This is a genomic window from Nocardia pseudovaccinii NBRC 100343, from assembly GCF_001613225.1.
GTDB classification, from domain to species: Bacteria; Actinomycetota; Actinomycetes; order Mycobacteriales; family Mycobacteriaceae; genus Nocardia; species Nocardia pseudovaccinii.
Window position 1 is genome coordinate 1 of the sequence record NZ_BDBY01000280.1, and the last position, 14701, is coordinate 14701.

Below are 14701 nucleotides of genomic sequence, written 5' to 3' on the forward strand. Positions count from 1 at the left end.
CTGATCGCCTTCCCGTCCCGGCATGTCGACGACTGTATTACCGACAATGCCGGGAAATTCGATGTGATCATCGTCGATGCGGGTGGCGAGTCGGCCGAGATATTCAAGGCCGCGATACCGCAGAGCGATGAGCTGATTCTGTTGACCAGCGTCAGCCCATCGGAGGTCAAGCGGGTGCCGAGTACCTATAAGGCCGCCGAGGAGGCCGCGGCGGATAGCGGCCGCGAGATCCGGGTGCGAGTATTGATGACCAAGGTGCCGGTGACGATGAAGAACGGCGTGAATGTCTCGACCGAATACCGCACGCAGCGCGGAAATCTGGAGGATGCGGGCTACGACGTATTCGAATCCTATTTGAGCGCGTGGAAGTGGTACCGGGAGGCGGCCGACGGGGAGGTCGGTGAGGGCGCCGAGAATCCGATCATGGATCTCGGTGAGTATCGGCGGGTCGGCGAGGAGCTGGTGAGTCCGTACCGGGTCGCGGTTGAGGTGCCCGCCTGATGCCTCCGCAGCGCAGAAAGGGTTCCATCGGTAAGGGGTCGATCGGCGGCGCGAATCCGCTGGCGGATAGTGCCGAGCACACGCCGCCGGTATCCCCGCTGCGGGATGCCGAGTGGCGAACGGGTCCGCTGAGCGCGGCGTCGCTGGAGGTGATCGCGCCGGCAGTCGAGGCGAATGTATTGACGATGCCGCTGCCCGCGCCGAACGAAACCGCATTGGACGGGCCGCTCGACGATCGCGAACAGGCGCAGTTGACCGCCTGCGAATCCTCGATCGACGGCCTGCGGGTCGCCTTCTGGTCGGCCGGGCGCGCGCTGCAAATCGTGCGCGACGGTCGGCTCTACCGGGATCGGCACGCGAGCTTCGACGATTATGTGGAGCAGCGCTGGGATATGCAGCGGTCATACGCGCACAAGTTGATTCGGGCCTGGCCGCTCGCCGCCAAATTGCATCCGGTCGCCCCCGCGATCAATGAGGGACAGGTTCGCGAACTGCTGCCGGTGGCCGCCCAGCACGGCGAAGACGCGGCGGTCACCGTGTACACCACGATCGCCGGTGTCGACGATGTAAAGGTCACCGCGGGCAAACTCCGCGAGGCCGTCGCGCTGCTGCCCGAGCGGTTCGACAAGGCCGAGGTGGTCGAATTGCTGCAGGCCTGGCTGCGCGGGGAGTTGCGGGATCAATCGAGTGAGCGGGCCGTCGATCTGTTCGCCGCGGTGGAATCGCGGTTCGCCGCGCTGACGCGCCGAGTTGTCAAGGGCTCGAACAATGATCCGGCGGCGGCGCGCGAATTCGCCGCGAAACTGCGAACTCTCGCCGAGCAGATCGAAGAACAGATCATCGCCTGAGCCATTTCGATGCCGGAATGTCCCGCTGCGGAAGCGATTCTGCTGCGGGGCCTTTCCGTTTAGTTACACTTTTGTTATCGTCAATGCGCGTGTCGTGTCGCATAATTGGCGCGGGTTGCGCGAAACATGGCGCACGGATCCGCTGGACTAAAGATCACCGTGATGGTTTTCGAATTCATTCGAGGTCTTGGTGAAGTCCTGAACGCCAATGCAGTTCGGCGTCGACGGCCAGCCAGGAACTTCGATACGAGCATCGGAGGACCGGATCATGGCATCAACTACGGAGGGTCGATATTCTCGTTTCCTGCGGCGCGCGCTCCCATGGGCCGTCGGCGCGGGAGTCATCGCAGGCGCGGCCATCGTCGCGACACTGCTCGCAGGAGGTCAGGCGTCAGCGCAACCGCTGACCATTCCGGGTATCGGGACACTCGAAGTCCCGGATCAGATTTCGATTCCCGGCATCGAAGTTCCGGCGGATGGGCCGACATTGCCCACTCCGATTCCCGCGGTAGCGGATTCCGTCGTACCTTCGGAAAACGCACCGGCTGAAGTTCCGGGGAAGGAACTTTCGGCCGTTCCCGGTGCGGAACTCGAGGTGCCCCTCGGGGTTCCGAGTAATGAACTTTCGATTCCACCGACGATTCCGGGTGTGAAGTTCACCGCGCCCCTCGCGTTTTTGAATATCGAGCGTTCGGCACTTCCATTGATTTCCACTATTGAGGTTGCGCCTTCGTGTGCGGCGCCGGTCGCGATGCAGGGCAAGGAACTTTCGGCGCCGCTGACTGCTCCGGGTCTCGCGCTCGCGGTGCCCTTGCGGGCTTTGGGTGTCGAGCGTTCGACGCTTCCGCTTATTCCTGCGGTCGAGAATTACATCGCTCCCTCGGGTGCGGCGCCGGTCGCGATGCAGGGCAAGGAACTTTCGGCGCCGCTGACTGCTCCGGGTCTCGCACTCGCGGTGCCCTTGCGGGCTCTGGGTATCGAGCGTGCGGAACTCCCGCTGATTCCCGCGGTCGAGTATCCGGTCGCTGTCCCGGAGATCGCGCCGGTCGAGGTCCGCGGGAAGGAGCTTTCGATTCCGCTGGGGGTTCCGGGTGCGCAAATCTCGATACCCGCCGGGGTGCTCGGGTTGGAGCGGTCTGCTCCGCTCGCGATCCCCGGCGCGGAGCGGTCCGCGCCGCAGACGGGGCGCTCACTGCCCGTGGTGATTCCGTGGGGCGAACGTTCGGCTCCGGAGGCCGGGCGATCAGCGCCCGGCGCAGCCCCCGGTGCCGAGCCGCCTGCGCTCGCGACGATTCCGGGGACCGGGATTACGGTGCCCGCGGATATGTTCCGCAGTGAAATCGCTTACCTCAGCAGTGTTCTCGGCATCAAGCCGCCCGCATCGCCGCCCGTGGTGGCGCCGCAACGCACGCACGGTGAGATCGCGGTCGACGCGGCACGCGCCAAGGTCGGCACCGGATACAGCATGGGCGCGACGGGGCCGGATGTCTTCGACTGCTCCGGGCTGGTGCAGTGGTCGTATAAGCAGGCCGGGGTGAAGGTGCCGCGGACCAGCTACGAGCAGCTGTCCGCGGGCACCCCGGTCGCCCAGGACGAGCTCGAACCCGGTGACGTGGTTTCCTTCTACAACGGCAGCCATTCGGCCCTCTATGCCGGTGACGGCAAGGTCATCCACGCTTCGACCTATGGAACGGGCGTGATCATGTCGCCGATGTCCTCGATGCCCTACGCGGGCGCCCGTCGGTACTGACCGCGACGAGTCACACCGACTGAACCGATGAGCTGGAGCGGACCGGTCTGCCGACGGCCGTGCAGGGATGTCGCCGTCGGGCCGGTCCGAAGAGACCGTTCCATCTGACGCACCATAGTTCTATTATCTGCGTATGAATGCAGATAACGAGCCACTGCGGCTGCCGATTGCGGAGGACCAGGTCGGGCTGGTCGTCGAGGTCTTCCGCATGCTGGCCGACTCGACCCGCGTACAGATCCTGTGGGCGCTGGTCGACCGGGAGCTCTCGGTCAATGATCTGGCCGGTCACATCGGCAAACCCGGCCCCTCGGTATCGCAACACCTGGCCAAGCTGCGCATGGCTCGTCTGGTCCGGACCCGCCGCGCTGGAACCACCATCTTCTACAACCTGGAGAACGAACACGTCCGCCAGTTGGTCGTGGATGCGGTGTACAACGCCGAACATTCGGGCCCCGGCGTACCTCCGCATCACCGCGGCGAAGGTTCCGTACGCGAACTGCCTGCTCGCGATCAGGCGGTGGCGGAATGAGTCACGAGCGCAACCCTGAACGATGGCAGAACATTTCGCGTGGTCACCACCACGGGCATTCGCATGGTGCGGACCACGATCATGAGCGCGGACATTCGCGCCGTCCGGACCACGATCATGGGCACGACCACGACCACGGTGTGCACCACGACCACGACCATCCGGGTGGACTGCGCGGTGCGCTGCGCGAGATCTTCATACCGCACAGCCACGACGCCGCCGACAGCATCGACGGTGCGCTGGAGTCCAGCGCCGTCGGCATCCGCGCGGTGAAGATCAGCCTGGCGGTGCTCGGGCTGACCGCGGTGCTCCAGGTATTGATCGTGCTGGTTTCCGGTTCGGTCGCGTTGGCGGCGGACACCATTCACAACTTCTCCGATGCGCTGACCGCGGTGCCGCTGTGGATCGCCTTCGCGCTCGGTCGGCGGGCGGCGACGCGGCGCTATACCTATGGGTTCGGGCGGGCCGAGGATCTGGCCGGGTTGTTCGTGGTCGGGATGATCACGTTGTCCGCGATCATCGCCGGGTACGAGGCGGTGCGCCGACTGATCGAACCGGTGCAGATCCAGCATCTGAGTTGGGTTGCGGCAGCGGGACTCATCGGATTTGTCGGCAACGAGACGGTCGCGCTGTACCGGATCAGGGTCGGGCGGCGGATCGGCTCGGCGGCACTGGTGGCCGACGGATTGCATGCGCGAACGGACGGATTCACCTCATTGGCGGTGCTGATCGGTGCGGGTGGTGTCGCGCTCGGGTTCCCGCTCGCCGATCCCATTGTCGGACTGCTGATTACGATCGCGATTCTCGCCGTGCTGCGCACGGCCGCGCGAGATGTGTTCCGTCGCTTGATGGATGGCGTCGAGCCCGCCCTGGTGAGCACCGCCGAGCAGGCGTTGGTCGCCGAACCCGGTGTGCTCGGCGTGCGCAGCCTTCGAATGCGCTGGATCGGCCACCGCCTGCATGCCGATGTCGAGCTGGATGTCGCCCCGAGCATCACCCTGGCCGACGCCCACCGCCTGGCCCACGGCGCCGAGCACACCCTCACCCATGCCGTGCCCAAACTCGACAGCGCCCTCGTCCACGCCTACCCCGCTCACTCCGCGGTCTGACGGGTCGTCGAGCGTAGTCGGATGGCGGTTCTCGGGCACCTGGGGGCCGCCATTCGACTCATCTCGCAATCGCGACCCAGCTGGCCAAACTGATGGCGCCTGCCTGCTGATGGGATTGGCTATGGGGACTTCTGTGCGCCCTACTCTTGGGTAGCATCCCCGGTGTGATGTGGCTCATGGTCGGCAGGCTGCCGTAGCCACCATAGAAAAAGGAGTACCGATGTTGAGCACCATGCAGGACGAGCCGTTGTCGCTGGCGACGTTGCTGCGCTACGCATCGACGTTCATGGGCGATTCGACTGTCTCGACCTGGACCGGCACCGGCGTACGCACCATGACCTACCGTGAGCTCGGCACCGAATCGGCTCGCTTGGCAAATGCCTTGCGCGCCTTGGGAATTGGTGACGGCGATCGGGTCGGCACCTTCATGTGGAACAACAACGAGCATATGGTCGCCTATATCGCGGTACCCGCGATGGGGGCGGTGCTGCACGCGCTCAATATCCGGCTCTTCCCGGAGCAACTCGTCTTCGTGGCCAATCACGCCGAGGACCAGGTGGTGATCGTCGACGGCACGCTGGTGCCGATGTTCGCCCAGTACCTGCCCAATCTGAAGACCGTCCGCCACGTCATCGTGGCCAATGGCGATGCCGCCGCGCTGCAGGCCCCCGAGGGCGTCCAAGTGCACTCCTACGCCGAACTGCTCGCCGCGCAGCCGGATACCTTCGACTTCCCGGTGATCGACGAACGATCCGCCGCCGCAATGTGTTACACCTCCGGCACCACCGGTGACCCCAAGGGCGTGGTGTATTCGCACCGCTCCAACTGGTTGCACGCCATGCAGGTGTGCCAGCCGACCAGCATGGGATTCTCCAACCGCGACTATGTGCTCGCCATCGTCCCGCTGTTCCATGCCAATGCCTGGGGCCTGCCGTACGCGGCGCTGATGTCGGGCGCGAATGTCCTGATGCCCGACCGCTTCCTGCAGCCGGGTCCGCTGCTGGAAATGATGGCCGCCGAGCAGCCGACCTTCGCCGCCGCCGTCCCGACCATCTGGGGTGGCGTACTCGCCGGACTGGCCGCGAAGCCGCAGGACATCTCGCATCTGCGTTCGGTGGTCGTGGGCGGTTCGGCGGTGCCGCCGTCGATGATGCGCGCCTTCCAGGAAAAGCACGGCGTCCGCATCCTGCACGCCTGGGGTATGACCGAGACCTCCCCGCTCGGCAGCGTCGCGCATCCGCCCGCCGGGGTAGCGGGTGAGGACGAATGGGAGTACCGCTTCACCCAGGGCCGTTTCCCGGCGAGTGTGCAGGCCCGCCTGGTCGGCGATAACGGCACCGTGGTCCCCAATGACGGAGAGTCGCTGGGCGAGTTGGAAGTTCGCGGTCCCTGGATCACCGGGTCGTACTATGCCCCGGACGGCGCGGTGATCGATCCCGACAAGTTCGACAATGGCTGGCTGCGTACCGGCGATGTCGGCAAGATCAGCCCGGACGGCTACCTCACCCTGGTCGACCGCTCCAAGGACGTCATCAAGTCCGGCGGCGAATGGATCTCCTCGGTCGATCTGGAGAACGCGGTCATGGGCCACCCGGCCGTCGCCGAGGCCGCGGTCATCGGTGTGCCGGACGAGAAGTGGGACGAGCGCCCGCTGGTCGCGATCGTGCTCGCCGAGGGTACCGAGGCCAAACCGGAGGAACTGCGCGACTTCCTCGCCGACAAATTCGCCAAATGGCAGCTGCCGGAACGGTGGACCTTCATCGCGGAGGTCCCCAAGACCAGCGTCGGCAAATTCGACAAGAAGCGCCTGCGCGCTCAGTACGCCGACGGCGATCTGACCGTCACTACATTGTCTTGAACTGCTCCGCAGCGGACGTGGAATGCGCCTGTACTGCAGGGCAATCCCCGTCTGCTGCGGCAAAGGAGCCGAAGCTACTGCCGGTCGATACGCCGAACTGGCTGGCCGGTGACCCGTGCGATGGTCTCGAAGTCGTTGTCGGCGTGGAGCACAGTGAGGCTGTGATGCTGTGCTGTCACGGCAACCAGCAGGTCAATCGGGCTCGCGCACTGGTGCCAACCCTTGTCTGCGAGTCGGCGTTGGAGGTCGGCGCAGTCGTCCCACGATGAATCCCGCATGACGTAATAGGGGAGGGTCTCGCGCAGTAGGCCCTCTGCCGCGAAATAGGCGACCTTGCCGCCAACAGCGCGCAGATATTCCTGTCGCACCGGTTCGCAAATCCCGATGACGCCTGCGGCGACCATCTGATCCCACTGGGGTCCGGTTTGTCTACGGTAAATGCGCACCAGAGCACTGGTGTCCGCAAGGAAGAGATCTGTCACGCGACGGACTCGTCGCGATGCGCTCCCGGTTCGAGGATTGAGAAGTCGATCTCACCGGCGTCGACCATTTGGCGCATGCGCTCCAAAGCGGCAGCGCGGCGTCGACGGTCGATGATCTCATGCAGGGCCGCGTTGACGGTGTCTCGCTTCGTGCTGGTGCCCAAATACCTTGCTGCTTCGGTAAGGGCATCATCGTCGACGTCGATCACTGTTCGTGCCATCTGGAACCCCCTGATCTGATGATATCTATTTCAAGAATATGATATCACCGCCCGGGATCCGGCCACCATAGCCGGGTGATCAGACGCAGGTCGGCGCGACCGAAATCTCGATCGCGCCGACCTGCGAACTGATCAGCAGTTGCGGAGTTCGGGGCTCTGGTTCAGCAGTTGGGCACGAGTCCCGATGAAGGTGGAGTAGGTCTCGCCGCCGACGGCGGCGATCGGGAAGGCGGCTACGCGGTGGCAGTTCTGGAAGGCGAGCTTCACGTTGAAATGGCGTTCCAGGCCGCCGCGGATGGCGTCGGAGGCCATGGCGCGCAGCAGTTGTCCACGGGCCACCTCATCGGGCGGCGCGACGACATTGTCGGCGAATTCGGCTGTGCCGGAATGCAGCTCACCGGCCACCCGGCTGACGACCTCCCAGGCATACGGGAGCGAGACTCGCACGACCTCGACGAAGTCGGCGTCGTCGACCTCGCCGCGTTCGGCGCGTTCGAGTAGGGCGGTGGGAACATCGAGGGACATAGCGCTCTCCTGACCTGGATGGCTGTTGCGATGCCCCTCGATTCTAAACGGAAACTGTTGTCAACAAGACTGGATTCGACCCGAAAGTGCTGTGGTCAGCGCGGTTTTCGCATCGGCGGCCAGGGTGCGGACCAGTTCACCAGCCGGTAGCTCGGGTGCCAGCGTGTGGGTCTGGCCAGCCCACATGTTCACATCGTCCGGATTGCCCGCCGCTCGTGCCGCGGCCCGCAATGGCGCTGTGGCGTAATGGATTTCCGGATAGGCGGCCGGAGCTGTCGCGGAGTGTTCGTCCATGAACCGATTACGCAGGCCGCGCGCCCGGCGGCCGGTGAAGGCGCGGGTCAGCATGGTCGGGGTGTCGGCGCCCAGCGCGGCGCGGTGTACCGGATTGGTGCCCGCTTCCGGCGAGCGCAGGAAGACGGTCCCGAGTTGCACGGCCGCCGCGCCAGCCGCGAGTGCTGCCGCGATGCCCGCCCCCGTGGTGATGCCGCCGGTGGCCACGATCGGCCGGTCGACGGTCGCGTTGAGGATCTGCAGCAGTGCGAGCAACGTGAGCGGATCGGTGGCGTCATCCGCGACGCGATCGATGAAGGTGCCGCGATGCCCGCCCGCCTCCGCGCCCTGGGCGATCAAAACATCGGCACCCGCCTCGACCGCGATGCGGCCCTCGGCGGCCGAGGTGACCGTCACCCAGACTTCCGAACCGGCCTCGTGCAACCGGGCGACCTCGGTGGCGCTCGGGCAGCCGAAGGTAAAGGTGACCACCGCGACCGGCGCATCGGTGAGCAACTCGAGCTTGGCGTCCCATTCATCTGTGTCGTACTTCGGGACGCCGACCTCATGGGTGCGCCTCAACTCGGCGAGGTAGTCGGCGAAATCCTCGGGCGCGGCGGCGGGGCCCGGGGTGAAGAGGTTGACGCCGAACGGCGCGGTGGTCAGTTCGCGGGTGGCCGCGAGTCGTGCCGCGGTATCGGTCGCGGTCAGGTATCCGGCTGCCAGCAGGCCGAGGCCGCCCGCCGCGGAGACCGCCGCGGTCAACTCCGGTGTGGACGGCCCGCCCGCCATCGGCGCAAGCACGATCGGAACGCTCAACTCGTCGAGGATCACGGGTTCAGTCTGGCGCATAGGTCACGGCTTCGTGATGCCGACCCGCACGTCTGACCAGGCCTTAAACAGCGACTTCAGCCGATAAGGTTGCGGAATGGTCACGACGGGGTAGAGTTCCCGTCACAACGGATGCCGAAACGTTACAAAACTTCGGAAGCCATTGAGTCACTGTAGGTCGAGCGCAAGGACCAGCTTTGTCGCAGCATCGGGTAGGCCCCAGTTCCATCACCGTCATGAGCCTCATCGGCGACGGCATTGCGGGTCGGCCGACGCGGCATCGCGCCGAGCCGTCGACCACCGACCGGGTGAAGATCGCGGCCGGTGTCGCCGTCGCGACCGGCGCCCTCATCGGCACCGCGGCCCAGGTCGCGCCTGCCATTGCCGCCCCGCTCCTGCCGGGTGCGCACGACGGGGACGAGGAAGCCGCCGCGCCCATCACGTTCAAGGGCACGGCGGAATTACCTGTCGAAGAGGCCAAGGCCGCGGCCCCGGTCGCCGAAGCCGCGCAGGCTGTCACGGCCACTCCGGTGGCCGCGCCGATCGCGGACGCGGTGGCCAATCCGTTCGGCATCAGCAATCTGCCGCCGGAGATCGCGGGCCCGCTGGCCCAGGTCGAACAGATCCTCAAGGGCGCGCAGCAGCAGTTCGCCCCGGCCCCCGCGGTGCGTCCGGTCGCCGGTGAGATCAGCTCCGGATTCGGTTCCCGCTGGGGCGAATTCCACTACGGCCTCGACTTCGCCGATCAGCTCGGCGCGCCGATCCACTCGGTGAGCAGCGGCACCGTCATCGAGGCGGGCCCGGCCTCCGGCTTCGGCCTGTGGGTGCGGGTCCAGCAGGACGACGGCACCATTGCGGTCTACGGCCACGTCAACGAGATGTTCGTGCACGCCGGGCAGCATGTGAACGCGGGCGATGTCATCGCCACCGTCGGCAACCGCGGCAATTCGACCGGACCGCATCTGCACCTGGAGATCTGGGATCAGGGCGGCAACAAGGTCGACCCGATGCCGTACTTGGCAGCCAAGGGTGTCCCGCTGCAGTGGGGCCCGTCGGCGCACTGATTTTCTTGCCCGGCTTGATATTCCGACGGGGTCCCCGTGGGGACCGTACGGTCGTTAGGCTCAGGCGATGACTGCGCTGGGCGATATCTTCGAGCCTGGATCACCGCATGGACGGACGTACGCCGTGCTGGTGCATCATCCGCGATCCAGCCTGGGTGAGGTCGCCGAATATCTGGGCGTCTCGAAGGAGACCGCCGCCGCATCGCTGGAGGTATTGACCGACCTGCAGGCCGCCGTCAGTCAGCTCTCCGCCGACGGTGAGGCCATCTGGGATGCGCACGCCCCCGAATCGCTGTCCGAGGCCGAGGCGCGGCGCAGGCAGCACGAGATCAACCAGATGCACGCCGCGGCCGCACGACTGAGCGAGACGTTCCGATCGGTGCGCCGCTCACCGCGCACCAGTGGCGCGATCGTGCCGGTCTTCGAACGCCTGGAGATGCTCGCGGATTTCGAGGAGGTCCAGACCTCGGCCCGCAACACGGTCAAGGTGATCGAACGCGGTCCCTATCTCAGCGATCCGGAACGCGAGCGACAGCTGTTCCTGCTCAAGCGCTCTCGGATCGGTGACGGCATCCGCTACCAGACGCTATATCAGGACACTATTTACCAGGATGCGGAAAGGTTGCGGCACGCGCTGTCCACCAATGCCAGTGGGGCGCAGGCGCGCACTCTGCCTGAGCCGCCGTTCAAGCTGATCATCAGTGATGACGAGCGCGCGAGCCTGGTCCTGCACGCGGACGAGCGTCGCCCGGACCCGATGGGTCTGCGCATTACCGGATCGCCCGGATTGCGGTTGCTGGTCAAGACTTTCGATGTGCTGTGGTCGCTCGCGGCGCCGATTTCGGTGAACCCGGCCGCCGACGAACTCGACGAGCGGGATAAGGCGATTCTGACCCTGATGGGCCTGGGTGCGACCGATGACACCATCGCTCGCCGACTCGGCATGTCCCGCCGAACCGTGGTCCGGCGCACGGCGCGGCTGCTGGAGCGGCTCGGTGCGAGCACCCGGTTCCAGGCGGGCGTACAGGCGACGAGGCGAGGATGGCTATAGCTCGAGCAAGTGAACGCTCGAGTGGACAACATGGGACGAATGCTGAACGATCAGTGTCCCGGGATGTTTGAGGGCTTGTGTCACAACGGATTCGGAGGTAGCGCCACGCACTCCTTATTCGCGGATAGTTAGCTCTCGCCAAGACGACTACCCGATTGCGTTGCGCAGGAGCGAATGCGGCGGCGGAATTCCGTGTGCGGTTGTTCGACCCTGCCATGTGCTCGATGTGAAAGGCGAATGGTTGGGAATGGATAGGGCGAGTCGATCTGTTCGGACCAACCGTCGGCGCCGAGCAAGCACCCCACTCTTCGGTCAACTGCTCACCGCCGCCGTCGAATCTGCCGCCGATGCTGTCGCGGTGCGCTTCGATCCGACCGGTGATCCGGCCGACCAGCGCGAGTTGACCTATCGCGAATTCGACGAGGCGTCCTCGCTTCTGGCCTGGGAACTCATTGCACGCGGCATCGGCCCCGGTGACATTGTCGCTACCGCGCTGGCTCGATCGGTCGAGTCCGTCCTCGCGGTGTGGGCGATCGCGAAGACGGGTGCGGCCTATGTCCCGGTGGATCCGGCCTATCCCGCGGAGCGGATCGCGCACATGGTGTCGGACTCCGGCGCTGCGCTCGGCCTGACCACCGCCGCGCATCGCGCGGTGCTCGGCACATCGGTCGATTGGATCGAACTCGATGACCCAGTGGTGGCCGCGCGGATCGCCGGGCAGCCGGAGCGGCCGGTCTCCTATGCCGATCGGGTGCGGCGGCTCGATGAGCGGCATCCGGCCTATGTCATCTACACCTCCGGTTCCACCGGGCGGCCGAAAGGCGTCGTGGTCACGCACGCCGGTTTGGCCGGGCTGGCCGCGATCGGTCAACGGTATGCGCTGACGGGCGATTCGCGGGTGACGCACCTGAGTTCGCCGAGCTTCGACTTCTCGCTGATGGAGCTGCTTTTCACGTTCTCGGCGGGGGCGACGCTGGTGATCGCGCCGCCGACGGTATTCGGCGGTGCCGAGCTCGCGGATCTGCTGCGCCGGGAACGGGTTACCCATCTGCTGATCACCCCGGGTGCGCTGGAATCGGTCGATCCGGCCGGGCTGAACGAACTGCGGGCCGTGGTGGCCGGTGGCGACAGACTCGGTGCCGAACTAGTCGAGCGCTGGGCGCGGGACGGGCGGGCCGTTTTCAATGCCTATGGCCCGACCGAGGTCACGGTCATGGTCACGACCGGGCAGATGGAACCCGGCACATCGGTCACCCTCGGCGGCACCGTCGCCGGAGTCGGGGCCTTTGTGCTCGATTCGCGCTTGCGGCCGGTGCCCTCGGGTGTTGTCGGCGAGTTGTATCTGGGCGGACCCGCGCTGGCGCAGGGCTATCTCGGACGGCCCGGACTGACCGCGGAAAGATTCGTGGCCAGCCCGTTCGGTGCGGAAGCCGGTGCGCCGGGTGCGCGGCTGTACCGGACCGGAGATCTGGTGCGGCGCAACGAAACCGGCGTACTGGAGTATCTGGGCCGCTCTGATTTCCAGGTGAAGATTCGCGGTCTGCGCATCGAACTCGGCGAGATCGATAGCGCGCTCACCGCGCATCCGGATGTGGATTTCGCGACCACGCTCGGCAAGACATTGCCTTCGGGTACGACCGCGCTCGTCTCGTATGTGCTGCCACGCACCGATGCCGTCGTGGATACCGCCGAACTCGTTGCCACACTGGAGCGTTCGCTACCCAAGTACATGGTGCCCACGGCCATTGTGGTGCTCGACGAACTGCCGCTGACGCCGGTGGGCAAGCTGGATCGCGCCGCGCTGCCCGATCCGGTTTTCGAAGCGCGGGCGTTCCGTGCGCCGTCCACGCGGGAAGAGCAGGTCGTCGTCGAGGTGTACGCGGCGCTGTTGCTCGCCGACGGTGTGGACGTCGGTGTCGACGACGACTTCTTCGAACTCGGCGGCAACTCGCTGCTGGCCGCACAGGCCGCCGCGCGCATCGGTACCGCGCTGGGCACGCGGGTGCCGGTGCAGCTGATATTCGAGGCCCCCGGAGTCGCCGAACTCGCTCAACGGGTGACAGTACTCGCGGCGGCCGGACATGCTTTGACCGCACAATCGCGCACGGATCGGATTCCGCTTTCCTACGCGCAGCAGCGCATGTGGTTCCTGAACCGCTTCGATCCGGCCAGCGGCGTCAACAACATTCCGCTGGCGGTGCGGTTGTCCGGAGTGCTCGACGTCGAGGCGCTGCGTGCGGCGGCGCGCGATCTGGTGGCGCGGCACGAGGTGCTGCGGACGGTGTATCCGGAGATCGATGGCGAGGGCATCCAGGTCGTATTGCCGATCGATGATGCCCGTGCGGTGCCGGAGCTCGAGATCGTATCCGCGAATGCGGCCGAGTTGCCCGAGCTGGTCATCGCCGCGGCCGTCGCCGGTTTCGATGTCGCCGTCGCGCCGCCGATCCGACTACGTCTGGTGCGGCTCGGCGAATCCGAGCAGGTGCTGGTGTGCGTGGTGCACCACATCGCCGCCGACGGTTTCTCCATGGGGCCGCTGGCGCGGGATCTGATGTCCGCCTATTCGATTCGGTCGGTCGGTGCCGGTACGCAGCTGCAGCCGCTCGACGTGCAGTACGCCGATTATGCGATCTGGCAGCGGACGGTGCTCGGTGCGGAAGACGACGCGGATTCACTGCTGGCTCAGCAGATCGCCTTCTGGCGTACCGAATTGGCCGGGCTGCCCGAGCAATTGGCGCTGCCCACCGATCGGCCGCGTCCGGCGGTGCTGTCCAGCCGCGGCGGCGTCTTCGCCTTCGAGATCGATGCCGAGGTGCATACCGCGCTCGAACGGATTGCCCGCGATCATCATTCGACGCTGTTCATGGTGGTGCACGCGGCACTCGCGGTGCTGCTGTCCCGGCTGGCCGGGACCACCGACATCGCCGTCGGAACGCCTGTTGCCGGTCGTGGGGATGCCGCACTCGACAATGTGATCGGAATGTTCGTCAATACGCTAGTGCTGCGTGGCGAGGTCGACCCCGAACTATCGTTCGACGATTTGCTGCGCAACTTCCGGCGGGCCGATGTCGCGGCCTTCGGACATGCGGATGTGCCGTTCGAGCGACTGGTCGAGCTGCTCGATCCGGTGCGTTCGATGGCGCGGCATCCGCTGTTCCAGGTGATGCTGACCTTCCAGAACATGGACCGGCCCGAACTGGAGCTGCCCGGCCTCACCGTTTCCGGCATCGATCTGGGAGTCGTGCAGGCGAAGTTCGATCTCGAGCTGACCGTCGTGCCGCGCGAGGACCATGGTGCGGCGAACGGTCTCGCGGCATCGTTCACCTATGCCACCGACCTTTTCGACGAGGCGACGGTGGCCGGTTTCGCGCAGCGCCTGAATCGGGTGCTGGGCGCGGTGGCCGCGGATCCGCACCTGGTGGTCGGGGAGCTCGAGCTGCTCGCGCCCGACGAGCGGCAGCGGATGCTGCGGGACTGGAACGACACCGCGCATCCGGTCGCGCCGGAACTACTGCTCGACGGATATCGCCGTGCCGTGGCGGCGCATCCGGATGCGGTCGCGGTGGCCTACGAGGGGGCCGAGCTGGCCCACCCGTCGCCCGACCACCACCCCTCATCGAGTCGCTCCGCGACGCTGACCTATCGCGAATTCGACGAGC

The 14701-nt window shown here is 66.0% G+C and carries 13 protein-coding genes; 9 read left to right on the forward strand and 4 right to left on the reverse strand.

Features of this window, described 5'->3' with window-relative positions; genetic code table 11:
- From NP3_RS49390 to NP3_RS34245, 6 genes are all read left to right on the forward strand, one after another.
- Positions 1 to 501, forward strand: a 501-nt coding sequence (locus tag NP3_RS49390) for a P-loop NTPase family protein (RefSeq protein WP_169814626.1), incomplete at its 5' end; no start/stop codon positions are given.
- Complete coding sequence (locus NP3_RS34225; RefSeq protein ID WP_063045881.1) at positions 501 to 1349, forward strand: hypothetical protein; 849 nt, start codon at positions 501 to 503, stop codon at positions 1347 to 1349. The genes NP3_RS49390 and NP3_RS34225, both read left to right, overlap by 1 nt.
- A gap of 1198 nt (positions 1350 to 2547) precedes the next feature.
- Positions 2548 to 3099 (forward strand): C40 family peptidase, encoded by a 552-nt coding sequence (locus tag NP3_RS48420; RefSeq protein ID WP_063045890.1) that lies wholly within the window; start codon positions 2548 to 2550, stop codon positions 3097 to 3099.
- Between the two features lie 133 nt (positions 3100 to 3232).
- A complete protein-coding gene (locus NP3_RS34235; protein WP_063045882.1) occupies positions 3233 to 3628 on the forward strand; it encodes an ArsR/SmtB family transcription factor in 396 nt (131 codons plus the stop codon).
- On the forward strand, positions 3625 to 4737 hold the full coding sequence (locus NP3_RS34240; RefSeq protein ID WP_084509390.1) for a cation diffusion facilitator family transporter: 1113 nt from the start codon (positions 3625 to 3627) through the stop codon (positions 4735 to 4737). Before NP3_RS34235 ends, NP3_RS34240 begins: the two co-directional genes overlap by 4 nt.
- Before the next feature lie 220 nt (positions 4738 to 4957).
- On the forward strand, positions 4958 to 6595 hold the full coding sequence (locus tag NP3_RS34245) for a long-chain fatty acid--CoA ligase (protein WP_063045884.1): 1638 nt from the start codon (positions 4958 to 4960) through the stop codon (positions 6593 to 6595).
- A 74-nt stretch (positions 6596 to 6669) separates the two neighbouring features.
- Here the strand turns inward: NP3_RS34245 and NP3_RS34250 are convergent, their stop codons facing one another.
- The 4 genes from NP3_RS34250 to NP3_RS34265 all read right to left on the reverse strand — a co-directional run bounded on the left by NP3_RS34250 (position 6670) and on the right by NP3_RS34265 (position 8948).
- Complete coding sequence (locus NP3_RS34250; RefSeq protein WP_063045885.1) at positions 6670 to 7077, reverse strand: PIN domain nuclease; 408 nt, start codon at positions 7075 to 7077, stop codon at positions 6670 to 6672.
- Positions 7074 to 7298, reverse strand: coding sequence for a type II toxin-antitoxin system VapB family antitoxin (locus NP3_RS34255; RefSeq protein WP_063045886.1), 225 nt, complete (start codon positions 7296 to 7298; stop codon positions 7074 to 7076). The genes NP3_RS34250 and NP3_RS34255 overlap by 4 nt, the downstream gene beginning before the upstream one ends.
- A gap of 132 nt (positions 7299 to 7430) precedes the next feature.
- Positions 7431 to 7823, reverse strand: coding sequence for an SCO5389 family protein (locus tag NP3_RS34260; protein ID WP_063045887.1), 393 nt, complete (start codon positions 7821 to 7823; stop codon positions 7431 to 7433).
- Positions 7824 to 7883: 60 nt separating this feature from the next.
- Positions 7884 to 8948: a nitronate monooxygenase gene (locus NP3_RS34265; RefSeq protein WP_174566295.1), complete on the reverse strand. Its 1065-nt coding sequence runs from the start codon at positions 8946 to 8948 to the stop codon at positions 7884 to 7886.
- 215 nt (positions 8949 to 9163) lie between these two features.
- Between NP3_RS34265 and NP3_RS34270 the strand changes: the two genes are divergently transcribed.
- The 3 genes from NP3_RS34270 to NP3_RS34280 all read left to right on the forward strand — a co-directional run.
- A complete protein-coding gene (locus NP3_RS34270; RefSeq protein ID WP_063045888.1) occupies positions 9164 to 9991 on the forward strand; it encodes a M23 family metallopeptidase in 828 nt (275 codons plus the stop codon).
- 67 nt (positions 9992 to 10058) lie between these two features.
- Positions 10059 to 11042, forward strand: a complete 984-nt coding sequence (locus NP3_RS34275) for a helix-turn-helix domain-containing protein (RefSeq protein ID WP_063045889.1) — start codon at positions 10059 to 10061, stop codon at positions 11040 to 11042.
- A gap of 247 nt (positions 11043 to 11289) precedes the next feature.
- The coding region (locus NP3_RS34280) for a non-ribosomal peptide synthetase (protein WP_157124736.1) at positions 11290 to 14701 on the forward strand (3412 nt) is incomplete at its 3' end.